Source organism: Bacteroides clarus YIT 12056 (assembly GCF_900129655.1).
Classification (GTDB): domain Bacteria; phylum Bacteroidota; class Bacteroidia; order Bacteroidales; family Bacteroidaceae; genus Bacteroides; species Bacteroides clarus.
This window is the reverse complement of sequence record NZ_FQWK01000001.1, coordinates 1-26,313: the sequence shown is the minus strand read 5'-3', so window position 1 is coordinate 26,313 and position 26,313 is coordinate 1. Positions and strand designations below refer to the sequence as shown.

The following is a 26,313-nucleotide window of genomic DNA, read 5'->3' as shown; positions in this document are numbered from 1 at the left end:
TTAGAACGGATAACCGATAGCGAAATGCAAAGCAAGACTGTCCTTGAACTTAGGAATATTGTAGTATCCCGACTTACCGGTATCATACGGGTCGTGCAGTCCTACTCCGCAGTCCAAACGGAACACCAGAAAATCCATATCATAGCGCAAACCCGCTCCCGTACCCAAAGCCACCTGTTTGGCAAAGTTCTTTAAAGTAAGTTCTCCACCGGGGCGGGAATCATCCTTACGCATCAGCCACACATTACCGGCATCCAAAAACACCGCTCCATGCAAGTCGCCGATGATACGGAAACGATACTCAACATTAGCTTCCATACGTATGTCGCCCACATGGTTGATGAAAGAATACTTACTTTCCTTATCCGGAGCATAACCGCCCGGGCCTATGCTGCGGGCGGAGAAAGCACGTACGCTGTTGGCGCCGCCGATATAGAACTGCTCGGTATAAGGAGCCGACAGCGCATTTCCGTACGACCATATCACTCCTCCGGCAATGCGTGAAGCGATCATCTGGTTTTTATCTATCTTATAGTGATAGCGGAATTCACTGTTAACCTTCAGGAACTGCGCAAAAGGTACACCCAGCAGTTTTTTATCCTTCTCGCTGAACGGTTTGCCGAAGACACGATAAATACACGAAGTCAGATTACCTGCCGAGCTTACCGTCGTCTGCCACCAAATGGGATTGCGCACACGTTGTAAAGAAGCGTTATCATACGTGTACATATATTCCATGACAGGGATAAACTGGTCGCGCAGACTGACGTAGAGCGCAGGATTCTCCGCCTGCAATTCCTTAAAGGCTTCCGTCGGGTTACGAAGCACATTAAACGTAAGTTTAAACGGCGTGAAACTATGTTTGGTCGTACGCTTCGGCTGGAAATCATACGTAGCGTTTCCACCAAACGCCAACAGTTTATAATACTTGGCGCGGTTCAACTGGTCGATGTACAACTTGAAGGTGGTAGTGGCCGGAAAGTCGTACTCCTTATCGCCGAAACGGGGAAAGACCACACGTGGGAACATCAGCGAAGTAGACAATCCCACCTCATAACTGTTCATCAATGAAGACCGGTCTTTACCCGTCTGCCACTCATACGAACCGTCCAGCTTCACATTCCATGCCTCACCACCGCCAAACACGTTGTTTTTCGTTACGGTGAACGAAGCTCCCGGTCCGGTCTGGTTATTACTTTTCATCTTCACGTTGAAATCCAGTTCGGCATCGTAGGGTTTGTCGAGAGCCGCATGGATATTCACATCCAGCGTATCACACGCGAATGTCGTATCGCGCGGAGTATACTGCATTTCGAGATAGCGGAAGATACCCACATTATTCAAACGCTCCTGCACACGGGTCTGACGATATAAACTGTAAAGGCTTTGCATGGAACGTCTGCGGGAGATACCCGTACTGTCCTGCACCTGACGTTTCTGACGATATGCCTGATAGTTGAGCCACCTGTAAATCATGTTGGGACGTACCCGCAATTTATCATGATAATAGATGCGCAGTCCCTTATAATCCATGCTGTCGTTAGGAGCCTCGCCATGCTTGCCATAGAGGTGGAATGCTTTACTGCCCACATAAAACGGTTTTTCGGCGACAGAAGGCATACCGGGAGCAGGCACCATACGCATCACGACATGGCCGCCGGGCACTAAAGTCGTATCAGCCTGATAAGTCAGATAGTCGGGACGGAAATAATAGCACCCTACATTACGCAGCAAAGTACTGATACGAGTACGCTCTCCGTCGAGGTCGGTCACATTAAACTGTTCTCCCGGACTGATGAGCGAACGGCGGCGGCTCATATTCATAATGCGCGACGTACGTTCACTGAAACCGTGGTAGTAGACCGTATCGATAAAATAAGGATTACGCATGTCCACCGTATATTGCAGCTTCGCCTTTAATGAATCTTTCGGATTTACAAACGTCTTATAACTGACCGTACCGTTGAAGTAGCCGTAGTCCCGCAACAGATTAGCAGCAGCCTTCTGCCTGATATCAGGATTGACGGACGACATCAATACCGGCTTTGCAGCAAAGCGGTTGAATATCCACTTTCCAAACCCCTTCTCATATTTCACAAATCCATTGTAGATCCATAATCCCACAGGGAACGGTATGCGGATACTGGAACTGCCCAACAAAGAGTTGTTCGGAGCAGTGGCCAGCGCAGCTTCCACCTCTTCCATGGCGGTTTCGCCTACCGGAGTCTTGCTACGGTTCTCGACAATCATCGTTTTTTGTCCCGTATACAGGATTTCACCTTCCGGCAAATGCTTGGTTGTGGAACATCCTGCCAGAAACAGTATACCCGCTATATATAATATCAGTCGTTTCATATCATTCTACAGTTTGTTTCTTCTTTTTCCTGAAGATAAAGAGTTCGCCCAGACGGTCCATCTTACGGCGAAGCACAAGACCGACTCCGGTTTCCGTTATTTCCCCGTCGAGCACGCTTTCGTAGTTCTTGTCATAGAACACACGGACATAGCGCGTACCGGACGTATCCAACCTGTACTCCAGCGAAATATTATCGATAAACGATTCCGCATCATTCGTGGCATTGGCGCCCGTTGTTACTTTACCGCCGATAACAATCTGCACACGGTCGTTGAAAAGGCGTTGCGAATAGCGGAAGCTATAATCCGTTTGCTTATCTCCCGTTTCGGCAGCCGTACGGTCTTCCATACCCATCGTGAAACTTGCATTAATGCTTTGGAAAGCCGAACCCGCCAATGAGTTGATCTGACTTTGGATAACGCTGTTCAGAGCGCTACCCATAGAGAATCCGCCACCTTTGACACCGCTATTCATATAAACACCGGTCGCCAGCATGGCAATGGCCTGTTTACTACGCTCCTCAGTACCCATAGCCTGCAACTCGTTCTCGATGGCGGCGTCATCCGGCGCCGTTATATCGAAGATAAGTTCGGGAGCGTCAAGCCGGTTCTTTATGGCTATGGACACATCGAAGTTTACCACGCGCGAACCGCCGTCGTCACCGTCGGCTACCGAAGCGCGCATACGCTCCGTCGCTTTCAGGTTCAATGTCGGGTTCATCGGGTCGCCGCGCCAGTCCACATAACTTCCGTTGTTAATCTGGAATTCCTTCAACGGAATGATAGGAAGCGAATACTTCATGATTCCGCCCGAAAGCGTATAGCGTCCGGTAAGGCTTATATCGCCTTGCGGAGTGTATTGCATATTCAAGTCCCCACCGCCTTCCAACTCTATAAACTTACTGCGGTCGGGGCTCAAATCGGCACGAAGGCGTACGGCATTGTCTATATGCACGGACATAATCATATCCATACCGCCCAAAGACATGGCAGGGGCCTCATCCGCACTCACCGAGGTCGTGTCCGCAAAGGAAGTAAAGGTAACCAGGCCTTCAAGACGGTCTTCCACCGTCAGCGGCGAGTCGGTGAGCACATAGGTCACATCCGTATTTCCCAACAGATTCATATTGCCGCGCATGGTCAAGGCATCCAAAGGCCCTCGTACCGTTGCGTTCAAATCGACAAATACCTTGCCGTAAATGAGACTTTCGCGGGTACGCGGCGCATCCAGCAGCGTATAGTTCTCTGCCAGCAATTTCAAATCCGCCGTAGGGCGTTCCAGATTACGGAAATCCACCTTACCGTTAATGGTGAACGGATTCTTACTGGTGGTATAGATAGCGAACTTATCGAATATCAGTTGATTATCTTTAATCTGTACGGGGCGGTCGTCGAACCAGTAGCGGGCTCCTGCCTGACGCGCATATACCGATACGCTGTCCAGTGTAACATCTCCGTGCATCTTGGGTTTCTCCAACGGTCCGTAGATATACATTCCGCCGTCAAGGTCGCCGGTGAAGGAAACCATTTGGTCGGGAATAAAGGCATTGGCAATCTTCATCGGGAAATGCTCAAAAGAGGTGGTCACTTCCAGCGTATCCCTGCCATTCTTTTGCGTCAGTATACCGTCTGCGGTCAGCACTTCCTGATTGTCGTAACTGAAATACGTATTCAGATAATGCGTAGCGCCTTTATCTCCCGGCAGCCATGTGGCGCCCATACCGATGTCTCCTACATGTTGCCGCTCGTAAGTCAGTTCATTGATGCTGGCTTCGGCGGACACTTGTAAGGAAGTAGGAGTCTGTATATACTGTGCTTCGGCGGAGAACAAGCCGGTCAGTCTGGGCATATAAGGAAGCACTTCGCTTAATTCTCCCAACTGGAAGCGGCTTAATTCCACGTTCATATTCTGCAACGAGATACTGTCGTTCTTGTCCGACTGCATACGGAAACATAAGCCGTTGTCGCTATCCATATCGATATTGGCATAGACACGCATATTCTTATGCAGATATATCCAGTTACTGTTATCTACGAAATGGAACTTACGGTATGCGATAACCGGTTCGGCAGGTGTCAGATTCAGCAATACTCCGTTGCCTTTGCCGTGTCCTTCGGTCAGCGGGCGGGCATTTATACCGAACAGCACTCCTGTCTGCCCCTCACCGTCCACATAATTTACGGTCAGTTCGGCGTCTTCACTCCGAATCTCGCCTGTCAGCGTACTCCGGAACACAAACTGCGGGTTCTTCGGCCCGTTAATCACCCCGCTTTGCAGCATCATCCGGGAGGTATCCTGCTTCACGGTAAAGAAAATCGTATCGAGTTGCAACGAGTCCACACGCAATCCATGCACAGCAGTCCGCCCGTTGATACCCCGCGTCGGCGTGGTACCGAAACGAAGGGTAAAGTCATTGAACGTCACATCTTTTGTTTTCAGGAAATAGCTGACCGGATTAGACTGTCCCGCCGTCAGCTGCATGCCTGCCGAAGGCAACACCCGACGCAAAGCCGCATGGTCCAGCCGCCTTTCATCTATCTGCTTCATAAGAATGGCGACGAACTCGTCCGATTGTTCCAACAGCTCCTTCAAAGTGCTGCGGGCACGGAACTGCAAGTCCATATCGCCGGCATCCATCCGCAACTTAATGGAATCGTGGCGCGCTTCCGCACCCAGATTAAACGCAACCGAATGTTCCAAAGGCTTGGGGGCAACGCCCAGTTTATATAAGTCCAGCTCCTCGACATTCATATTCAGCTTGCCGTCCATGTATTTGCGGTCGAGACGTAAGTCGGCCTCGGACTGCATCTTCAATAACTCATTATCACTCGTCAGTCGCACTGAAGCCACCGATGACTTCAAACCCGCATTCAAATCCACGCCCGATATATTCCAACGGGCATACTGCAATTCCGCCAGCTTGGCCTCTATGCGCGCCATTGTCTTATGAGAAGCGATATCCACTCCCTGGCCTTTGGCGGAAACATGGGCCGTAAGTGTATAAACAGAGTCTTTAGGCAGGAAATGATGGAGTTGCAAAGCATCTATAGCGAGGTCTGCATGATAGGCCTCGGTAGACAAGTTGTAGGCGGCATCCAAATCCAGACTGCCTTTGCCTTCCTTTACTTTCAGAAGCGCGTTGCATTGCGGCCCGTCAAGACCGAAACGCGCCACGAGATTCATACTGTCGGGCACAACGATAGAGCCGTCGGGAGTTACCCCGGTAAGTCCGGTCAGGAAATTAAGGTCTTGCGTCTGCATTTCAAAATCAAGCTCTCCGCTACGCCTCAAGCTGTCCGTAAGGTTCCACAACTCACCGCCGCCGCTCAACGAGAAAGCGCCCGGCAATTCAGCGGTGAAACGTGAAATCTGCATTTGCTTCAAGTTCCCTTCCGTACCGGCATGAATCACCAGCGGCCGGAAAGGATAAGCCTCTTTAAAGGTTTCGGGCAATCCGCCTGCAAAGAGCAGTACATCCTGTTTGCCGATATTGGCATTAAAGCGGGCAGACAGACGTCCGGTAGTAGGTATATCGACAAGTTTCCAATAGGTCTGCGCCGTCAGGTTCATTTCACTATGCGGGGTCGTAAGTTGCAAATGGGGCACGCGGATAAGGGTTGAATCGGCAAACAGGCGTCCGGTCAGAGAAGTTACAGTCAGTCCCGAACGGTCGTACATGGAGAACTCGCGGATAACGGCGTTCATGTCGCGGCCGCAGGACATCACCGAATCTATGCCGATACGAATGTCGCGCAACGCGATATGCGAAGCGTCAAAACCCTCGACGGGAGCGGCTGTACCCGAATCGTAATTTACGGCAGTACCCGTAAGCGCGAACTTACGCCAACCGTAGAACTGACGTTTGAGGTCGGCATTGGCATCTTCTATGCTTGCATCTCCTATATTGGCAGCCAACGTCATGGAGTCGAGCGGCATCTGCAAATCCACCGAAACATTCTTCAGTTTCAGGCTGTGCAACGCTATCCGCCAGTTCAAGGCGGTTTCAACAGTATCTTTCGGAGCCTCGGCAGTATCGGCAAGTGTTACTTGCACATGGGTATTACTCAACTCCACGCTATTCAGCACGGCATTCTCTTTTTTCAGGTCGATGCCGTGACTCTCGAGGAAGAACCGTCCGAGCGTTCCTTTGATGCGCATACCTTCCAGCAAGGTGGAAGAGTTTACGGCTACCTGCTGCAAGGTAATATCGTCCACCTCTACCCTGCCTTGCAACAAAGGCCACGCCTGCACGCGCACGTTCAGGCTTCCAAGGTTCAGCAAGGTATCGGGATGTTGCACATCGACGGCATCGTTCTCCGACTGCACCACCTGTACGCCACGCACAAGCAGATTCAAGGGAAAACGAAGGTCAATCCGTTCTACGGAAATATTCATGCCCGTAGCATCCGACGCTATCGCCGTAGCCTGTTTCCGTATAAAATTCTGCACGGGCGGCACATACAGCAATATCATCAATATTACAAATAGGATAATAGGAGTGAGCAGCACCCAAAGTGCTCCCTTTAACCATTTTCTTCTCATTGGAACGTCAAACTGTCATCTATTAAAAGTTGTACAAAGTAAACAATTAATTTCGAGATAAAGTTCCTAAAGAATAAAAATACTGTGACACACCGGTGTTTATGACCACTTATATCGACCGCTTACCCAAATCGGTCTGTGCCGGTAAACGAACAATATCCTCGATAAGAGCAAGCGAACGGAGCGCGCGCTGTCCCTGTTCGGCAGTGAAGGGAGCGCCGCGCAGGCTTTCCAGTATCTTAAGTTCCGACACCAGTTCCGTAGCGCCAATCAGCGTAAAGAGAGGAATCATTTTGTGCGATACGGCAGCTACCCCGTCCATGTCCGCCGCATCCACCGCCTGCCGCAAACGTTCGGCATTGAGACGGGTTTCAGTGACGAAACTCTCAAGAATGGACTTTGCCGCTTCCGGATCGTCACCGGAAAAAGCGGTAAGCGCCGAGAAATTATAAGGAAGCTCCGGAGATGAAGCCTCAGCCGCAACCGCTTCTTCACATTGCGGGGCAGGAACAGGCTCTTGTCCGATACCCTCCGCATTCAGTTCCCGGAAAAGCTCCGCTACCGTAAACGGTTTGTGCAAACAACCGGCAAAACCGTGTTCCTTAATCTCCTCCCGTTTCATGTCGCTACGGGCTGTAACGGCTATCACAGGAATGGTCTGAGCTTGAGAAAGGTTCGACGCCCGCAGCAGTTTCAGCAGGTCGAAGCCGTTTATGGCAGGCATCTGTACATCGGTAAGCAGTACATCGAAGGTATCGGAACGCAGGGCATCCAGCAATTCATCCAATTGCATGCACGACACCGAAGCGATACCGCTATGTTGGAGCATGGCCGCGGTGAGCGTAAGCTGAATACGGTCATCATCAATCAGAAGTACGCGAAGCGAGCGTTGTGAAGGAACGGATATTTCCCCGGAAAGAGCGGAAGAAGCTTCGGTTTCCGTCTCCTGACGCTTCCCGCCGGCATTCTCCGATACCCTCACGGGGAACAAAGGGATACGTAATGTAAACGTACTTCCCTTACCCGGCACACTGTCCACATCAATCGTTCCTTCCAGTAACTGTACAAGCATGCGCACGATGGACAATCCGAGCCCGAAGCCCTCTTTGCCCTGCGCGCCGGGCAGACGGGTGAACTCCTGAAAAATCCGTTCCCTGTCGGCAGGTTCCATACCTTTGCCCGTATCGGCTATGGCAACGACCAGCCGGCGGTTCTCGTAACGTGCCGTTATCGTTATGCCGCCCTCGTCCGTAAACTTCACGGCATTGGAAAGCAGGTTATTGATAATCTGGCGCAACCGGAGCGGGTCGCTGATATACGTGCTCTCCAACTCGGGAGCAATATCGCAATGTAAGCCCAGTCCCTTGGCGGAAGTCAGCGGTTCGAAGCTGACATGGATTTCTTCCAGCAGACGGGCGGGATGGAAAGTAACCCGGTTTATCTCGGCCTTATGAAGGTCGAGCCGATGAAAATCAAGCAAATCGACAACCAGTTTCAACAGATGTTCCGATGAAGTTTTCATGTTATCCAGATAGAAGCGCTGCCGTTCGTCCACCGTCAGACGGGAGAGCAGGTCGGCATAGCCCATGATGGAGCCGAGCGGCGCCTTAAAGTCGTGGGTAATGGCAAGCATCATCTTTTCCCGCGTAGCCAGCAAGTCTTCGGCACGGCGGCGGGCTTCTTCCAGTTCGCGGCGATAACGGTTGCTGCGCGTAATGTCACGCCCGATGACTATCAGGAAAAAGGCGGAAAGCAACACAGCGCCGGCCGCGATACCGCTGATTATCTTAATGGAGTGATGGCGCACGGATTGCTGATACTCCGCCTCTTCGCGGGCGCGCTGCAAAGTTTCCTGTTCATAACCTTTCAACAGACTGTCGATACGGGCGGTCAGCATCCTGTCCATGCGCTGCAAAGTGCGCCTGCGGCGTTGTACAATGGCATTATTCTCTTTCTTCTGCTGCGCCACGGCACGCAGCTTTTCTTGCAGGGAGTCCACCGGATTGTAGACATCAATCACCGTATCCGTAGCATATTCGAGGGAAGTCTTTACCTGTATGGCAGTATCTTTTTTAGGCGGAACGAACACCTCTCCCAAACGACGGAAGAAACCTTTCTTCTTGGGCTTGGTAACCACCGTGTCGCGATGCGTAATGATACGGCGCTGCACCCGCCGGTTGGTAACGACCGAATCCTGCCGGGTAGCGATGATGCTCTCTATCTCCCGGGTAGAAACCATACTGTCGCTCGTTTCGCTCAGCACACGCAACATGTAAATGGTGTTCGCGTCCTTCTCCCTGAGAAGCGTGATGAGACTGTCCGTCCACTGCACATCCTGATTATCGGAAAGCATAAGATTCTCCATTTCCCTATGCACGAAGAACAGGGAAAAAAGCAACACTCCTAACAACAGAGTGTATCCGACAGCTATCTTTACTTTCGATACGCTATTCATAATAGGTGATAAAAAGGTGATAGAGTGACAGGACGGCGAATACCGCCTCTTTTATCATCTCGTTCCCGTTTTATAGCGGAAGCGCAGCCACAGCATCAGTCCGGCGCTGGTCAGTCCGAACGGGAAAGCCATCCAGACACCGACCAATCCCCAGCCCAGCACGAAACCGCAAAAATATCCTACGGGCAAAGATATAATAAAATAAGAAATAAATGCAATAATCATCATCGGCTTTACATCCGATATGCCTCGCAGCGCATTGGCAAAGTTGATTTGCAATCCGTCGCCAAACTGATAAATCAGGAAGGGAAAGAACAAGGACGCCACCAGCGCCGAAGCCTCGGCGCTATCCGTGAACCAACCGCCCACCTGTCCGCGCATCACAAAAACAATGCTCATAAGCACCACTTCCATAGCCATTATCAGGTGGAAGCCCGCAAATGTGGAACGGCGTACATTCTCCATATCGCCCTGCCCCTTAAAATTACTGACACGCACCGCTACCGCAGCCCCCATACCGTAGTACATCATGAAAGTGAATTGCGAAATGGTCAGCATTATCTGATGGGATGCCAAAGCGATGGTACCCAGCCAACCCACCATAATGGCGCTAAGGCTGAAAGAAGCCGTCTCCATCCCCATCTGCAAGCCGACAGGCCAGCCCAACGCATTGAGCCGCTTAAACACCGGAAGCGACCACCCCATGCGGGAAAACCCAAGCCGGTAACGAATGAAGCGACGACCGCGAAGTACAATCAGCGCGAAAACCACGACCATCATAATACGCGAGAACAGCGTACTGATACCTGCTCCCAGCAAACCCAACTCCGGAAAACCCAGCTTACCGTTGATAAGAATATAATTACCTATGATGTTCAGCGCGTTTCCGCCCAGCAGTATCCACATGGCGGTCTTGGTGTCGGTGATACCGTCCGTAAACTGCTTGAAACCATTGAACAGCATCACGAAAACCAGCGAAGCGAGCAATACCAGATAATAAGGTTTTATCAAAGGCATCAGTTCCTCGGGCTGCCCCAAACGCTCCACATTGAAGTAGACCACCGTCATGATGAAAGTAAGAAGCAAAGCCACCAGGACATTCGCCACCAAACTGCACCGCAACGCCTGCCCCGCTTCCGCAAAACGGCGGTTGCCGTAAAGACTGCCTACAATAGGCGTCAGTCCGTAGCTGAAACCGGTACTGAAAATGATGCAAAGCGTAAATACGTTGTTTACGAAAGAAGCCGCACCCAGTTCCTCGGTACTGTGATGCCCAATCATCAGGGTATCCGCGAAACCGAGAACAATTACGCCCACCTGCCCGATAACAATGGGAAGTCCCAGAAATATCAACGCTTTATAATGCTGTTTATAGCCGGCTATCAAATTCATCATCTTATTATCTAAAATTTGTTTCATCGGACGAAATCCACAGTCTGTCAGACAGATGTTCCGCACATCCTCACTGTTCCCTTTTAATGTTGTTTATCACTCTTATAATATAATACTACGGTATTGTTCTCGCAGAAAGTATGCTGCGCCACAGTGTGCAGTTGCTCCGTCGTAACGGAGCGATAACGCTCTACTTCAAGGTCAATATCTTCCGCCTTTCCCGTCAGCTCAAACCAAGCAAGATTTGTGGCTACGTTCAGGTAATTGATATTGCCGAATATCTGGGTAGATTCAAACTTATTTTTGACTTTCTCCAGTTCCTGTTCGCCTGCCGGAGATTGCCGCAACTCTTCCAATTCCTTACGGACAGCAGCTTCCGCCTGTTCCAACGACACGCCTGCCGCAGGCTTACCGCTGATTTGCAAGAGCCCCGCATCACGCGTACCGCTAATGTATGCGTCGATACCGGAAAACAGGTTCTGCTCCTGCACCAGACGGCGGTTCAAACGGCTGGAGCGTCCGTTGCTGAGAATATCGGACAGGATATCGAATGCGTAATAATCCGCGCTCTCACGACTGCACATGTGATAGCCCATGAACAAGGCATCCAGCGGCACGTTTCTTTCCACCGTCAGCCTGCGTTCCCGCGTTTGCTCCGGTTCCTGCGGCAATTGCCGCGCCGAAACATCCCGCCGGGGAATGGGCGCAAACCATTTCTCGGTGAGCCTGACGGTTTCATCCCATGAAATGTTCCCCGTCACTGCCAGTACGGCATTATTCGGGGCGTAGAAGCGGTAGAAGAAGTTCTTCACTTCGTCCAGCGTGGCCTGCTCTATGTGGGAGAGTTCTTTGCCGATAGTAGGCCAGCGGTACGGATGCACCCGGAACGCCAACGGGCGGAACAAATGCCCCACATCACCATACGGCTGGTTGAGACAGCGTTGCTTAAACTCTTCCATCACCACGCCGCGCTGTACTTCGAGGCTTTGCTCGCTGAAAGCCAGTTCCAGCATCCTGTCGGACTCCAGCCAAAAGGCTGTCTCTACGTTCGGTTTCGGAACGGTCAGGTAATAATTGGTAATATCGTTATTCGTCCAGGCATTATTTTCTCCCCCCGCCAATTGCAAAGGCGTATCATAATCGGGAATATGCACCGAACCGCCGAACATCAGATGCTCGAACAAATGGGCAAAGCCGGTATGTTCGGGATGCTCGTCGCGTGCGCCGACATCATAAACGATGTTCAGCGCCACCATTTGCGTACTGGTATCCTCGTAGTGCACCAGTCGCAGGCCGTTGGGGAAACAATGCTTATTTATCTTCATTCGTTAATCGATCACAGTCACCTTTTCAATCTTCACATCCTCTTCCGGACGGTCACTGCGGTCTGTCTTTACTTGTTGAATCTTATCTACGATATCCATGCCCTCAACCACTTCGCCGAATACGGTATATTCACCGTCCAGATGCGGTGTACCGCCGACAGTGGTATAGGCCTTCACCTGTTCCGGCGTGAAACGGAATTCCGGTTCATCAGCCACCTGAGCCTCAGCCTGCGCGATAAGCGTATCCTGCAGGTTCATCAAACCTTCCTGGTCGCCGTCCTTACGCATCTTGTAGATTTCTTTCATGTGCTTCTGCGCCAAAGCATTGAAAGCATTGTTCAAACGCGCCTGATTCATCTGATGTTCCATGCCGAGAAGCGTAGAGTCGTTATACACCTTTCCGGTCACGATATAGAACTGGCAACCGGACGATTCCTTCTTCGGGTTCACGTTGTCTCCCTGACGGGCGGCAGACAGCGCACCTTTCTTATGGAAGTATTTAGGATAGACAAACTCCGCAGGAACCGTGTATCCCACATCACCCGCTCCCAGCATCTTGCCTTTCGGGGCATTCTTCGATTCGGGGTCGCCCGCCTGTATCATGAAGTCCTTGATGACACGGTGAAACAGAGTACCCTCATAAGTACCGTCCTCGGCCAGCTTGATAAAGTTATCGCGATGCTTCGGCGTCTCGTTATACAGTTTCACGATGATGTCACCCGCACTTGTTTCAATCTTCAATTTCGTTTCTTTTTCCATATTTCCGTCTTTCTTTTGTCCCGGTTTGCAGGCCGTCAGACCGCAAACCAGTATGGTTAATAATACTATGAGATTTCTTTTCATCTGTCTTTTTGTTTAATTTAAGTCTGCAAATATACTAAAATCGAACAAAACGATTTACCTTTGCATCATAAAAGAGATAAAAAGCAGAAGGGATGAAATCCATATTAATCGTAGAAGATGACATCACTTACGGTATGATGTTGAAAACATGGCTCGGCAAGAAAGGTTTCCAGGTCAGTTCGGTCAGCAGCATATCCCGTGCCCAGAAGCATATCGAAGCCGAGACAGTAGACTTGATACTGTCCGACTTGCGCCTGCCCGACCGTGACGGCATAGACTTGCTGAAATGGCTGGGGGAACATTCCTTGCATATACCTCTTATCATCATGACGAGCTATGCCGACATACAGTCCGCCGTACAAGCCATAAAGCTGGGCGCATGCGACTACATCGCAAAGCCCGTAAATCCCGATGAATTATTGAAGAAAATGGATGAAGCCCTGAAGCCCTCGTCCGCCGCACCTCAACAGGCGGCACATTCATCCGGGACAGATAAAGCATTTGCCGCCGACAGCACGGTGGACGCATCTTCCGACTACCTGGAGGGCGAAAGCGATGCCGCCAAACAACTTTATAACTATGTAAATCTGGTTTCTCCCACCAATATGTCCGTCCTCATCAACGGAGCCAGCGGAACAGGTAAGGAGTATGTGGCGCAACGCATCCATAAGTTGAGCCGCCGCGCCAAGCAGCCGTTCATAGCCATTGACTGCGGAGCCATCCCCAAAGAGCTGGCCGCTTCCGAATTCTTCGGTCACGTAAAAGGTTCCTTTACCGGTGCGCTGACCGACAAGACCGGCGCATTCGCCGCAGCCAACGGCGGTACCATCTTTCTGGACGAAATAGGCAACCTCAGCTACGAGGTACAGATACAATTGCTTCGCGCCCTGCAAGAACGTAAGATACGTCCCATCGGCTCTAACAAGGAGATACAGGTAGACGTGCGCTTAGTATCCGCTACCAATGAGAATCTGGAACAAGCCATCGAGAAAGGTACATTCCGCGAAGACCTCTACCACCGTATCAATGAATTTACCCTGCGTATGCCGCAATTGAAAGACCGTCGCGAGGATATCCTTCTCTTTGCAAACTTCTTCTTAGACCAGGCCAACCGTGAACTGGACAAGCACCTCATCGGCTTTGACGAAAAAGCATCCAAAGCCTTATTGGAGTACCAATGGCCGGGCAATCTGCGCCAGATGAAGAATATCGTCCGCCGCGCCACTCTTCTTGCTCAAGACAAATTCATTACCCTGAATGAGCTTAGCGAACTGCAAAATCAGGTCACTCCGTCCGCAGGCATGCCGCTCCGTAACGAAGAAGCAGAAAAGCAGCAAATCATCGAAGCCTTGAAACAGACAGGCTACAACAAAAGCCGCGCCGCACAACTGCTCGGCATAGACCGGAAAACGCTCTACAACAAACTTAAGCTATACGGCATAGAACTGTAATTGTGGAAAAACTCCACACCACGTTCCACACTTTCCACACAAATCCACACATTTCTACGATGCGGCATTCTGTCACGACCAAATTAGCGTACTAATTACCAGCACCTTATCATTTCCTTATCAATTCTGGCACATCATTTGACGTACATTCCACGTGGATATCCAATCCACAGCAGTATTAAAGCAAAATCTACCTAAACTAAGACTGAACCGAATATAAACCTATTAAAGTAAATGAAAAACAAAAAGATTAGTATTAGTAGCAGCCCTGTTTATGTTTGTTTGTGACGGATCGTTCTTGGCCTGAGCACAGATGCAAATGGCCAAGAGCATCCCAAGCACAACTTGAAGTGGCCGAATAATAGTAAGCGCACTAACAACAAAAAAGCCGTTTCCTCCTTGTCTATTCCGGGAAACGGCTTTTTTATTACCTTTCATTTACCAATGCCTTTCCGGGTAAAGGTCATTCCACCATGCCGGACTGTCCTGCAACCAACGTGCAAACCATGCCATGATAGAGTTGTGCCACAGCTCGCGCTTGGGATAATCACTGATGAAGTGGTTCTCGCCATCCACCGTTATAAACTCTACCGGCTTGCCCAATATCTTCAATGCATTGTACAACTGGATGCTTTCGCCGACAGGCACATTCGTATCGACCGTACCGTGCAGCAACAGCAGCGGGGTCTTGATTTTATCCGCATTGAACAGGGCCCCGTGTTTTGTAAACAGGTCGGGATTATTCCACGGATAGCTCCCGGCAGCGGCAACGGAGTTATAGGAATAGCCCCAATAGCCCTCGCCCCAATAACTGGTGACGTTACTGATGCCCGCATGCGAAACGGCAGCGGCGAACAAATCCGTCTTTGTCTGCAAGTACATCGTCATGAAACCGCCGTAAGACGCTCCGATACAACCGATACGCTTATCGTTGACAAACGGATGAGCGGCGCAGAACTTCTTCGTTCCCTCGATAATTTCGTCAGCGGTACGTTCCCCCCACGCATTGACATGGCGGGCGGAGAATTCCTGACCGTAACCGATAGCCCCACTGGGCTGGATAACATAAACCACATAATCGCGTGACGCGAACAGTTGCGCACAATAAGGCGAAGTGATACCGCGTGTGGTAGGTGTAGTCCCGCCGTAGTAATAGACGATAAGCGGATATTTCCTATCCGGGTCGAAATCCGGCGGCAGGCATATCATACCTTTAATCTCCGTACCGTCTTCCGCCGTGAAGTTCCATTCCTTCATGGCACCCATATCTATCTTATCCAAAACGGGTTTCATCGGGTTGGCAAGCAAGACAGACGTTTTCTTCTTCACATCGTACGTATAGGCAACTCCCACACTGGTATTTCCACCGCCGACATAGGCGGCAACCGCAGGATTGTATTCCGCCAGGTCGAAGGAAGAAATCACATCTTCCTGCAGCGGCAGCATTTCAAAACTGTCCGTCTTCGGAATATAGCGGTAGATATGTCTGCAATCTTCGTCCGTTGTATTGAAGTAAATACAGCCGTCTACACGGTTCCACTGCAAGAAGTCGACGGTGGGATTAAAATCGCGTGTGATAGGACTGACCTTTTTCGTGGCTTTGTCCATAATGAACGCCTGGGTATCGAAATCATTGGCGACAGGATGCCCGCCGCAATTCTTCCCTATTCCGTCAAAAGCCATCGGACTGCCTATTACCAGAAGCTGTCCGCCGTCGGGAGAGTAAGCCGCCCTGTTGACATAAGAGTTCCATGTCACCAGCGTATCCGCCCGCAACGTAGCCAAATCCACCTCGAAGATGGAAGTGAGGGAGAAAGGACATTGAGTGATATTCGATTTAGAAGTGGAGCATAAAAGCTTCCTGCCGTCAGAAGATATATCATTCAGATAGACGGCATGGCTGCCATAAGTGAGTCGTTCGGAAAGACCTGTGGCAGGGTCGTACTTAACGAGATAGTTGCGGGAACGCACATCGGGAATACGGTCGTCGGGATGCAGCAGCCGTTTCAAAGGACCGCTGACCGTTTCCCCCTTATCATCGGGAGAGTAGATAAGATAATCTTCCGCGGGCGACCATGCAAAATATCCTTCGGGAACATCTTTCAGCAACACTTCCTCGCGCATGGTAACCGGGTCGAACACAACCAAATCATTCCGTTGCCTGCCGGTTACGGTATAATAAAGCTTATTGCTGCGGGGCATCCAGCGCATTTTCTCATCGGCAGCGGGCAGTATCACCCTGCCCGTCTTCAGTTCGGTCAACTCACAACGTGTCCTTGAACGCTTCAACGAATAGTTATCCGCATAGCAGGTAAGCAGATACTTGCCGTTCGGAGAAAGACTGACCGAACGCACGCGGCTTCCGAAAGCCGTATTGTGCAACGCGAAACGCCTTTTCAAATCGGGTGCAATCCGATAGTCGACATCGGTAAACTCCTTATCCTTCTCAAACTCGCACTTCAATGCGGGAACGGCCTTATCGGCAGCCGTCGACAACAATTTAACGACTATCTCATAATCCGCTTCCGGTTCCAGACGCAAGCCAAGTACCGAAGGGGAAACCTGCGACAAGCTATCTTCCGCAGTCGTCTTGGATTGTTTGGAAACGCCATTCACAAACACCTCGAAACGTGCGGGAGAATAAATATTCAGCTTTCCTTTCATAAAGCGTTCCGCACGCAGGTTGGTGGCAAACAGATAGAACAGATTATCCTTATCCGCTTTCTCCACACGTACATACCCTGCGGTATCCGCCGACATGCGTTCGTAAGGACGCCCGTCGAAGTCAAGGCTGATGTCGGTCTTCAGCAGGTCATCGACCGTGAATTTCTCTCCTGTAAAGTTGATGCTGTCACCTTGAATGGGAGTACGCACCGCAACGGCAGGACGTACATTGTATTCGGTCACTTTATCCTGCGCCCGGACTGCGAGCGCCGCAAACAGGGACAGTCCCGAAAGAATCAGAATCTTTTTCATTGAATTTGTTATTAACAGATTATCAAATCATTTCAAAGCCATTCCACAGATTACCGCCAGGAACAGGGGCTTCCACCTCTATCAGTTCCTTGGACACCGGATGTACAAAGCGCACAAAGCGCGCATGCAGACAGATGCTTCCGTCAGGGTTGGAACGGGGAGAGCCGTATTTCAAATCCCCTTTAATGGGACACCCCATCTTTGCCAACTGGCAGCGTATCTGGTGATGCCGCCCCGTTTTCAGGTCTATCTCCAATAAACAGTAGTTTTGTGACTTGGCTATGAGCCGATAATGCAAAATCGCTTTCTTGCTGTTCGGCACTTCCTTATCGTAGGCATAACTCTTGTTTTGCTTCTCATTACGTACCAAATAGTTCACCAGCTCGCCTTCTTGCTCCCGAGGCTGGTTCTTCACCACTGCCCAATAGGTTTTCTTCACCTCGCTGTTCTTGAACATCTCGTTCAGACGGGTAAGCGCCTTACTGGTTTTGGCAAAAATAACAAGACCGCTTACGGGGCGGTCCAGACGGTGCGTGACACCGATAAAGACATTGCCGGGCTTTTGGTATTTCTCCTTGAGATACAGCTTTACGGTCTCCGAAAGCGGCGTATCGCCCGTTTTGTCTCCCTGAACTATCTCGGAAGCGGTCTTGTTTACTATAATGATATGATTGTCCTCGTATACGACAGTCATCTATTCAGTGATTTGGATGTTACATATTCATACCACCGTCTACCTGAATTACCTGTCCTGATACATAAGAAGACATATCAGAAGCCAGGAAGGTAGCAATGTTGGCAACGTCTTCGGGTGTACCGCCGCGACGCAAAGGTATCTTCTTGCACCATTCGGCCTTTACTTCTTCGGACAGGGCATCTGTCATGGCCGTCATAATGAAGCCCGGAGCGATGGCGTTGGCACGGATGCCGCGAGAACCCAGTTCTTGTGCGATGGATTTCGCCAATGCAATCATACCGGCCTTGGAAGCAGAGTAGTTGGCCTGGCCTGCATTGCCGTGAACACCTACAACAGAAGCCATATTGATAATGCTGCCGGCTTTCTGGCGCATCATAATCGGAGTACAAGCGTGAATGAAGTTGAAAGCCGATTTCAGGTTCACGTTGATAACCATATCCCATTGCTGTTCGGTCATGCGCATCATCAAACCGTCACGGGTGATACCTGCGTTGTTTACCAGAATATCGATGCGACCGAAGTCTGCATGGATAGCCTCTACCACTTTAGCGGTATCTTCAAAGCTTGCCGCATTGGAAGCATACGCTTTGGCTTTTACGCCCAACGTTTCGATTTCTTTTGCCGTAGCTTCAGCATTTTCGTCAATCACCAAATCGGTGAATGCTATATTAGCTCCTTCTTGAGCGAACTTTAAAGCGATGGCCTTACCAATGCCGCGAGCGGCTCCGGTTACAATGGCTGTTTTTCCGTCTAATAATCCCATACTGTTTTTAAATTATTGATTAAATGTTTTTATGTTCTATGCAGTGCGCCAAACACAAGGTTCACAACGTATTTGTCGCGGGTCTCGTCATCCAGCTTTGCGCCGATATGGCCGCGGATATAGGGCACTTCAATCCCTTTTACACAATAATGCACCAGCTCGGCGGTCATGTCGATATCGTCTATTCTGAACACGCCTTTCTCCACTCCTTCGCGCAATACATCCTTAAACAGCAGTATCTCCTTGGCATCAAACCGCTTGCGCACTTTCTCTACCCGCCAAATGTCGCGAAAGAAATTGGCCCGAAGCGTGCCGTTGCGGAATACCACCTCTTTCACTGCGTCCAGACGTGTGTATATCATCTCAATCATCTTCTCGTCCGGCGATATGTTCTTCTCCGCCACACGCTTCATCATATCCGAAAGCATATCCAGTTCCGATTCGACAACAGCCATATAGATATCTTCCTTGCTCTTAAAATAGGTATAAAGCGTTCTCCTACCTTTTTTAGAAGCGAGGGCAATATCATTCATTGTGGTATTCTCAACACCCATTTTAGCAAACAACTGACGGGCTACATCCACTAATTTAGCTTTTGTCTTCGATACGGCCATAGACTAATTGCACATTGCTTAATAATTTGTGCAAAAGTAAGATATTTCCGCATATATCACAAACAAAAGCACATTTTATTAACAGTCAAGCCGATTGGCGAATAGAAATGTTTTATATTTTATCAGACTATTTATCAGTGCATTATGTATATTAGTGCATTTTTTATGAAAAATAATCCGGCTTTTATTTGCATATTCAAATAAAAGCCGTACCTTTGCACCCACAAAACATCGCGGAGTGGAGCAGTTGGTAGCTCGTTGGGCTCATAACCCAAAGGTCGTCTGTTCGAGTCAGGCCTCCGCAACTAAAAAAGATCGTCAATTCGGCGGTCTTTTTTCATTTTATCCCCTTCTCAAACACAAAATCACCCCAAGGAACGGGGATACCTATAAAAAATGAGAGGAGCTAAGAATCACTCTCCACTCCTCCCGACACGACAAACAACTAAAATTATTGCTATTTGATGCCGTCCAACGCCTTTTTAGCTGTGGCATTGGTGGGGTCGATAGCCAGAATTTTATTCCAATACTCTTTTGAGACCGGATAATTGCTCTTCAGCAGATAGTAGTATCCCAGATAGCTGTAACACTCAATCAGTGCAGAGTTATACCTCGGCTCATTCTTAGCCAGCAACATTTCCGCCACCTTTTCATAATAAGGTTTTGCCAGCCCCTCGGTAGTCTCCGGGTCCATGGCGGAATTGGTACGGGCGCGCCACATATCACCCAGATAGCTGTCGGGAGCTTGTCGGGCAACCAGCGCAAACACAGAGTCTGCAGCCTGCAATGCCGTTGCACGGTCGGCAGGCCGAACGGAGAGCGTATCCGAAGATGTGCCCTGGCCGTAATAGAGACGTCCGAGCTGGAACAGGGACTCAGCCGTCTTTTTATCTTGACTTAAAGCGTCATAATACTTTTGATAGGCGGTAATGGCCTGAGCATAGTCATTCTTCAATTCGTACGCATCGGCTATTTCGCGCCAGATATCGACCTGGTCGCTATCCTTCTCAAGCGCCTTGCCATATTCCGCAACGGCTTGGTCGTACTTCTTTAGAGCGCTCAGCAAAGCTCCGTAGTATCGGTAGTCCAAGTACGAATAGTCGGCATTGTCCGAAGCGTTAAAAAAAGCATTGGCAGCTTGCTCCGCTTCATCATAACGTTTCAAGTCGGTATAGTTGTACATGGCCAGACGGTTGAATGCCGCATGACGTCCGTTCTTTTGCAAACCTTTCCGAACCACTTCCAGTGATTTCTCAAAATCATGGTTCAGGAACAGGGCAAAAGCATATTTCAAGATATCGTCTTCCGTAGCAACGGGAGTATCTATGAACTTGGCATAGGTTTCTGCCGCCTTGCCGAAACGATTGGTGGCATAATACACCCCGGCAAGTTCTTTATCCGCTTCCAAATAGTCCGGAGCCAGTGATTTCAACTGTTGCAGTTTGTCGATAGCCTGCGAGGGACTGGCCGACTTATAGGCACGGGCATATTTCAGATAAGCTTCCTTGCAATCGGGATTAAAGTAAATGGCCTGTTCGTAAAGCTGGCAGGCACGTCCCACATCCTTTCCGGCAAGCGCAATGTCTCCTTCCAGTACGGACACGCTTGCATCCTTACTATCCGCCTTTTTGGCTGCTTTCAGATAGTTTTCCGCCTCTGCCGGCTTACCGGCATCCAGATAGGCACGGGCTACAGAGACAATCAGCGACACATTTTTCTTGTTTTTCCCTTTCAACAAATCTCCGGCCGTTTCGGACGCTTGTTCGGGATTCGTCTTTATCAGACTTTTTACTTTATCTACCCCGGCCTGCCATTCGGGTACAGGCGTTTGTGCGGCAAGCGTACCGGATAACAGCAGCGCTCCCATACAAAATAATAATTTACGTTTCATGTTAGCATTCATTTTAGTTATTCATCTTTGACGTTTACCACACGCACCGGTTGGGTGGCGGGTACCAATCCCGACTTCAATATAATCCGCTGTCCCCGGTCGGAAGCGAGGAAAGAAGCAAAACCCCACGGGAGTGCGCTCCGCGGATCATTCAATAGAACATAGATGCTGCGCGCCAGCGGATAATCGCCGTAAAACAGATATGCCTGGTAAGGCTTGTAACTGTCGGCCGGCGTAGCCTTGTCGGCAGCGCTGACAGACATTACCCGCACTTCCTTGCTGAAAGAAAGCCCCGTACTGTCGTTGCGGTCGCTCAGCCAGTTCACTCCGATTACACCCATGGCATCCGGCGTGCGCGCCACGTAGTCAATGACTTCCCTGTTTGTTTTCAGCGCCTTCACTTGGTTCGAAAGCGGTGCTCCTCCGGCTATGGAGTCCATAGCAAAACGTACGGTACTGGAATTCTTGTTATCGAATACCAGACGAATATCTCCCAAGCGGGACAACGGATAAATATCCTTCCACCGCCCGGCATCCCCGGTAAGAATACGGCGAAAATCCTTCACGCTAATCAAGGTATCCGGATTGCTCCGATTGGTGATTAATGCCAGTCCATCCGTCGCAATCTTTATCTCTTGCGGGAAAAACTTGCGGCTGTTGAAGGAGTTCATCTCCTCCGGAGTCAGCCTGCGGCTGGTTATTGCCAACCGCAAACTGTCCTTAAGCAAAAGATTGACGGCTTCCACTTCCGTCACGTAACGGGGCACAATTCCCGCCAGAGGGAACAAACCTTCGAACACGTCTATCTCTTCCTGCACAATCGGCCGGAAACTCTCGTCGGCGGCAATTGCTATGACGCCGGAAGTATAGGTATCCGTCAATCCGTCCTTGGGCTTTTGCCGGCAGGCAGAGGCCAGAACCAGCATTACTATCAAGCCCGAAAGCTGAAGTCGCTTCACCGTTTTCATAACACACAATTTATTGTAACCTAAAGACAATAGGAACCGTATATTTCACAGACACCGCCTTACCGTTCTGCTTGCCGGGTATCCATTTGGGCATCGACATAATTACGCGAAGAGCCTCTTTGTCACAGTAGGGATCCAGGGTCTTTACAACTTTGGCATCTCGTACGCTACCGTCACTGCCTACCACAAACTGGCAGATTACCCGTCCCTGCACACCGTTTTCCTGCGCAATCGTCGGATACTTCAAATGATCGGCAATGTATTTCATCAGCTCACCGGCACCACCGGGGAACGTCGGCATCTGCTCTACCATATCAAAAACCTTCTCCTCTTCCACGGGAGCTTGTGTCACTACCTGCTTCAAGTCGGCGATATCCTTGCCGTTGGCTTCGTCATTGCCTTTCACATCGGCAATGGAGATGGCGACTTTCGTCTCCGTCAATTCGGTCTGACTCTTGATTTCATCTTCATCTCTCACTTCTTCATCTTTCTTGATGACAGGAGCCGTGAACTTGATGGAACTCTTCAAAGCCGGCGGTGGCGGAGCAACAGGCTCTACACGTTTCATCTCTTCCTGTTTCACTTCGGGTTCTTCCAACTGCGACAGAGTGGTTACCTCGGTCATCACTTCCTTTTGCTTCGGAGTCGCCATCTTTATCAGGGTGGGAATACTGAAACCTATCAAGGCTATCACTATCACCAGTATCACGGCTATGTTGTGACGGCGTGGAGAATTCTCACGCATCTTATAGGCGCCGTACGCTTTATTCTTACCGTTGAATATAAGGTCACACCATTCCAAAGAACTTAAATCTACTTTAGCCATATTCTTCTGTTTTTAGGTGTTACTATTCGGCGATATTCTGCGACAGCTCGCCTTTGCTTTCGTAGTTCTTCATCAGGAACCGGTCGGCATCGGCAATGTCCGTTATCACATACTTGCCTATATTACATATCTGCATTTCATCGAGGGCATCAATCAGATTCTTGTACGAGGCTGCATCGGTAGCCTTGATGATAACCGTAGGCGTGTCTTTTCCGCTCTTTATCTCGGAAAGCTGTTTACGGAAATCATCCTCTGATATTTTAAGTTCCAGTTTCTGCTGTTTCAGCTTGTTCACCTCATTTACAGCAGTCCTATTACGTTTCAAGAGCATAGCCCGCAGACCGTCAGCCTGATAGGAAGTCTCCTTCAGTGAAGTATAGTCTTTATAGTCGGGCTCTCCTTCGTAGTAATACAATTTATCGGCATCTCCCAGTAACAGTGTGATTGCCTGCGACGCTTTCACTTTACTTTGCTGTTCTTCGGTGATGCTCTTGTCATTGCTCGGCATGCTTATCTCCATTGTCTGAGGTTTGCTCAGTGAAGTACACAGCATGAAGAAAGTAATCAGCAACATATTCATATCCACCATCGGCGTGAAATCCACCCGTACGGTCATTTTCTTTTGCTTGCTTTTTCCACCTTTCTTATTACCGTTTTCTTGTATTTCGGCCATAATATTTCCTTTCGTTAGTCTTCAGATGTGGTCTTTAGGGAAGTAATCAGGTTATACCGGTTCTCTCTAAGATCCTGAAGTGAGTTCATAACATTCTTGATTACGGAATAAGGAGTGTTGGCATCCGCCTTGATGGCAATACGCAAATCGGAATTCGTGGCACGGGCATTACGCACCCAGGCTTTGAACTGATTGTCGATACTGTCGGTAGGTATTCCCTCATTCTTTAACACAGCGTCCTGCCGGTCTTGCGGCAAATTGAGGAATTGCTTCATGCTCTTCATCGGCACGCCGAAAGTGGATGCCAGCATAAACTTTTTCGTTTCCTCGGGAGTAAAAGTCACCCCATATTCTTGCCCCATAGCTTCCAGCACATTGCGCAAGTCGGACTGCTTGTCCAGGCTCATAAATACTTTTCCGTTCGGATCGACCAATATTTGGAGAACATTCGTTTCCGGTATCTTAATCTCGGAAACGGATGCCGGAGTGGTTACCTGTACCGGCTCTTTCTTCACAAACGTAGAAGTCAGCATGAAGAAAGTAAGCAACAATACGGTTACGTCACTCATGGCCGTCATGTCGATGAACGTACTTTTCTTTTTTATTTTTGCTCTACCCATAATTTTCAAATTAGAAATTGAGAATTAATAATTGAGAAATCTCACATCCCAATTTATTTATGCGTAGCGGCAAAAGTCTGCACAATAGAGAAGCCAACCTCATCAAGGCTGTAAGTCAACTTATCAATCTTATTGGTATAATAGTTATAAGAGATAACCGCCAAAGCACCGGTCAAGATACCGAAAGCTGTATTAATCAACGCCTCGGAAATACCTTGTGACAATGCCATAGAGTCTGCACTGCCTCCGGCAGCCAAAGCGGCAAACGAACGGATCATACCGATAACCGTACCCAGCAATCCCATCAATGTACCCAAAGTGGTGATAGTACCGATAATCGGCAGGTTTTGTTCCATCATCGGCAACTCCAATGCGGTAGCTTCTTCCAGCTCTTTCTGGATGGCAAGCAATTTTTGGTCTTTAGCCATCTCCGTGTCATTCTCCATTTCGGCATACTTCTTTAAAGTAGCGTTTACTACATTGGCTACGGAACCACGTTGCGTATCGCAGATTTCCTGAGCCTTTTTCATATCACCAGCCGCCAAAGCAGCTTTAATATTAGCAACAAACTTCACCAGAGAGCCTTTACCGAAGGCGGCGCGAATAGCAATGTAGCGTTCGATACTCAAAGCAATAACGGTAAGCAAGAGAGTTTGAATCACCGGAACAATAAAGCCACCTTTATATATAGTGCCCAGGAAGTTTCCGGGTAACGGGTGGTTGTTCGGGTCATTGTTCATGAAGTTGGAAGGATTTCCAAGAACAAAATTAAAAATAAGCACGGCAATGATAAAGCAAATTACGATTACCCAACCGGCGGACTTGATGCCTTTAAAAGAGGCTGCTTTTTTTTGAGTTGTTTCCATGATTAAAAGTTTAATTGTTGGTATTAAAATTGATTTTGAGAATAAAGCGTAGGGGTATAACTTCCCTCTTACGGACCAATAGGGCGTAATTCATCCTTGCAACCTCAGTCAGCACATATGCGCACACAGGTCACCTACTCTTACTTCCCTTCACAAGTGAAAAAGGAAGAAAAAGGGGGAAATTAGAAAGGGAAGTCAGTGGCTAAATCAAAATCCGCCGAAGCGTGTAGATGTAGTAATCACTACCCGTCACAGCATAGTACGGGTCTTTGTCCGAAAAGTATTGTTTGCTCCGACCATGTACGAGTAAGTTCTCATGGTTGGACAATATCAGGAATATGTTTCTAAGGAATATATTATCTTCTATCACTCTGCGTATACGCTGCTGGTGAGAAGAGTAAATTTCAGAAATAGGCTTGGTACCCAACTCAACATCTGTTGTCCATGAATAGCTGATATCCGCAAATCTTGAGTTTTCCTGTTTAATTTTTTTAGATGAGGTCGATGAACATGAAGACAACGTAGCAGAAGTTTTACATGCTTCAGCAGACTTTACACCGATTTGGGCAAAGTCAACAGCTTTTCCACTAATACTGCAAGTGAGTATCAGTAGCATGCTAATCCAAAATGTCTTTACAGTTGTTTTCATGTCGTTCAATAAATCTACATAATAAACATAAACTGATTGCATTTAGTTTCACCAAATAGCTGCTTTCTTTTGTCAACCAATAAAAATGTTCATTGATTAAAGGTTTTATCATACCTTTTAATATGAAGTAAAGGTACAAAAAAAGAATGAAACAGAGATATAAAACAATGGGATAATTACCTGGTTTTAAAGACTTTTAATCATTGTAATATTCCCTTCATCAAAGGAATAGAATGAGGTAAAGGAAAGTTCCCAAAGGGACAAAAACAATAAAGCCCCCGTATCCTTCTATCGATACGGGGGCTTCTCTAAAAAAAACGGCGACTACCTACTCTCCCACTGTTACGCAGTACCATCGGCGTGACTGAGCTTAACTTCTCTGTTCGGAATGGGAAGAGGTGGAACC

The 26,313-nt window shown here is 49.0% G+C and carries 18 protein-coding genes, 1 tRNA gene and 1 rRNA gene; 2 read left to right on the top strand and 18 right to left on the bottom strand.

Annotation, left to right across the window (positions count from 1 at the left end):
- The 6 genes from tamL to BUB52_RS00080 form a co-directional block, all read right to left on the bottom strand.
- Window positions 1-2,355, bottom strand: coding sequence for a translocation and assembly module lipoprotein TamL (gene tamL / locus BUB52_RS00105; protein ID WP_009122847.1), 2,355 nt, complete (start codon window positions 2,353-2,355; stop codon window positions 1-3).
- 1 nt (window position 2,356) lies between these two features.
- Window positions 2,357-6,898 carry a translocation/assembly module TamB domain-containing protein gene (locus tag BUB52_RS00100; RefSeq protein WP_009122846.1) on the bottom strand — a complete coding sequence of 1,514 codons (4,542 nt, stop codon included), beginning with the start codon at window positions 6,896-6,898 and terminating at the stop codon, window positions 2,357-2,359.
- Between the two features lie 109 nt (window positions 6,899-7,007).
- Window positions 7,008-9,353 carry a hybrid sensor histidine kinase/response regulator gene (locus BUB52_RS00095; protein WP_009122845.1) on the bottom strand — a complete coding sequence of 782 codons (2,346 nt, stop codon included), beginning with the start codon at window positions 9,351-9,353 and terminating at the stop codon, window positions 7,008-7,010.
- A 54-nt stretch (window positions 9,354-9,407) separates the two neighbouring features.
- Window positions 9,408-10,748 (bottom strand): MATE family efflux transporter, encoded by a 1,341-nt coding sequence (locus tag BUB52_RS00090; protein ID WP_039951143.1) that lies wholly within the window; start codon window positions 10,746-10,748, stop codon window positions 9,408-9,410.
- Window positions 10,749-10,828: 80 nt separating this feature from the next.
- Window positions 10,829-12,070 (bottom strand): M16 family metallopeptidase, encoded by a 1,242-nt coding sequence (locus tag BUB52_RS00085; protein ID WP_009122843.1) that lies wholly within the window; start codon window positions 12,068-12,070, stop codon window positions 10,829-10,831.
- Window positions 12,071-12,073: 3 nt separating this feature from the next.
- Window positions 12,074-12,913: a peptidylprolyl isomerase gene (locus BUB52_RS00080; RefSeq protein WP_009122842.1), complete on the bottom strand. Its 840-nt coding sequence runs from the start codon at window positions 12,911-12,913 to the stop codon at window positions 12,074-12,076.
- Between the two features lie 92 nt (window positions 12,914-13,005).
- On the opposite strand from BUB52_RS00080, the gene BUB52_RS00075 reads away from it, so the two are divergent.
- On the top strand, window positions 13,006-14,364 hold the full coding sequence (locus BUB52_RS00075) for a sigma-54-dependent transcriptional regulator (RefSeq protein WP_009122841.1): 1,359 nt from the start codon (window positions 13,006-13,008) through the stop codon (window positions 14,362-14,364).
- Window positions 14,365-14,802: 438 nt separating this feature from the next.
- On the opposite strand, the gene BUB52_RS00065 is transcribed toward BUB52_RS00075, so the two are convergent.
- From BUB52_RS00065 to BUB52_RS00050, 4 genes are read right to left on the bottom strand one after another with little or no spacing between them, the layout of a single operon-like run.
- Entirely contained in the window at window positions 14,803-17,340 is a 2,538-nt protein-coding gene (locus tag BUB52_RS00065) for a prolyl oligopeptidase family serine peptidase (protein ID WP_009122839.1), read from the bottom strand.
- Between the two features lie 22 nt (window positions 17,341-17,362).
- The gene (locus BUB52_RS00060; protein ID WP_009122838.1) at window positions 17,363-18,034 is read right to left on the bottom strand and encodes an RluA family pseudouridine synthase; all 672 of its coding nucleotides are present in this window, start codon (window positions 18,032-18,034) and stop codon (window positions 17,363-17,365) included.
- A gap of 19 nt (window positions 18,035-18,053) precedes the next feature.
- On the bottom strand, window positions 18,054-18,800 hold the full coding sequence (gene fabG / locus BUB52_RS00055; RefSeq protein WP_005652328.1) for a 3-oxoacyl-[acyl-carrier-protein] reductase: 747 nt from the start codon (window positions 18,798-18,800) through the stop codon (window positions 18,054-18,056).
- Between the two features lie 29 nt (window positions 18,801-18,829).
- Window positions 18,830-19,414, bottom strand: a complete 585-nt coding sequence (locus BUB52_RS00050; protein ID WP_004288944.1) for a TetR/AcrR family transcriptional regulator — start codon at window positions 19,412-19,414, stop codon at window positions 18,830-18,832.
- 232 nt (window positions 19,415-19,646) lie between these two features.
- On the opposite strand from BUB52_RS00050, the gene BUB52_RS00045 reads away from it, so the two are divergent.
- Window positions 19,647-19,719: transfer RNA gene (locus tag BUB52_RS00045), tRNA-Met, on the top strand.
- Between the two features lie 152 nt (window positions 19,720-19,871).
- Here the strand turns inward: BUB52_RS00045 and BUB52_RS00040 are convergent.
- The 8 genes from BUB52_RS00040 to rrf form a co-directional block, all read right to left on the bottom strand.
- Window positions 19,872-21,317, bottom strand: coding sequence for a tetratricopeptide repeat protein (locus tag BUB52_RS00040; protein WP_009122837.1), 1,446 nt, complete (start codon window positions 21,315-21,317; stop codon window positions 19,872-19,874).
- A gap of 5 nt (window positions 21,318-21,322) precedes the next feature.
- Entirely contained in the window at window positions 21,323-22,273 is a 951-nt protein-coding gene (locus tag BUB52_RS00035; protein ID WP_009122836.1) for a PstS family phosphate ABC transporter substrate-binding protein, read from the bottom strand.
- 10 nt (window positions 22,274-22,283) lie between these two features.
- A complete protein-coding gene (locus tag BUB52_RS00030) occupies window positions 22,284-23,099 on the bottom strand; it encodes an energy transducer TonB (RefSeq protein WP_009122835.1) in 816 nt (271 codons plus the stop codon).
- Between the two features lie 22 nt (window positions 23,100-23,121).
- Entirely contained in the window at window positions 23,122-23,775 is a 654-nt protein-coding gene (locus BUB52_RS00025; protein WP_087413363.1) for an ExbD/TolR family protein, read from the bottom strand.
- A gap of 11 nt (window positions 23,776-23,786) precedes the next feature.
- The gene (locus BUB52_RS00020) at window positions 23,787-24,392 is read right to left on the bottom strand and encodes an ExbD/TolR family protein (protein ID WP_009122833.1); all 606 of its coding nucleotides are present in this window, start codon (window positions 24,390-24,392) and stop codon (window positions 23,787-23,789) included.
- A 53-nt stretch (window positions 24,393-24,445) separates the two neighbouring features.
- Window positions 24,446-25,258, bottom strand: a complete 813-nt coding sequence (locus BUB52_RS00015; RefSeq protein ID WP_009122832.1) for a MotA/TolQ/ExbB proton channel family protein — start codon at window positions 25,256-25,258, stop codon at window positions 24,446-24,448.
- Window positions 25,259-25,460: 202 nt separating this feature from the next.
- A complete protein-coding gene (locus BUB52_RS00010; RefSeq protein WP_229028150.1) occupies window positions 25,461-25,907 on the bottom strand; it encodes a hypothetical protein in 447 nt (148 codons plus the stop codon).
- A gap of 315 nt (window positions 25,908-26,222) precedes the next feature.
- Window positions 26,223-26,313 (bottom strand): 5S ribosomal RNA (gene rrf, locus BUB52_RS00005); the annotation flags it as partial.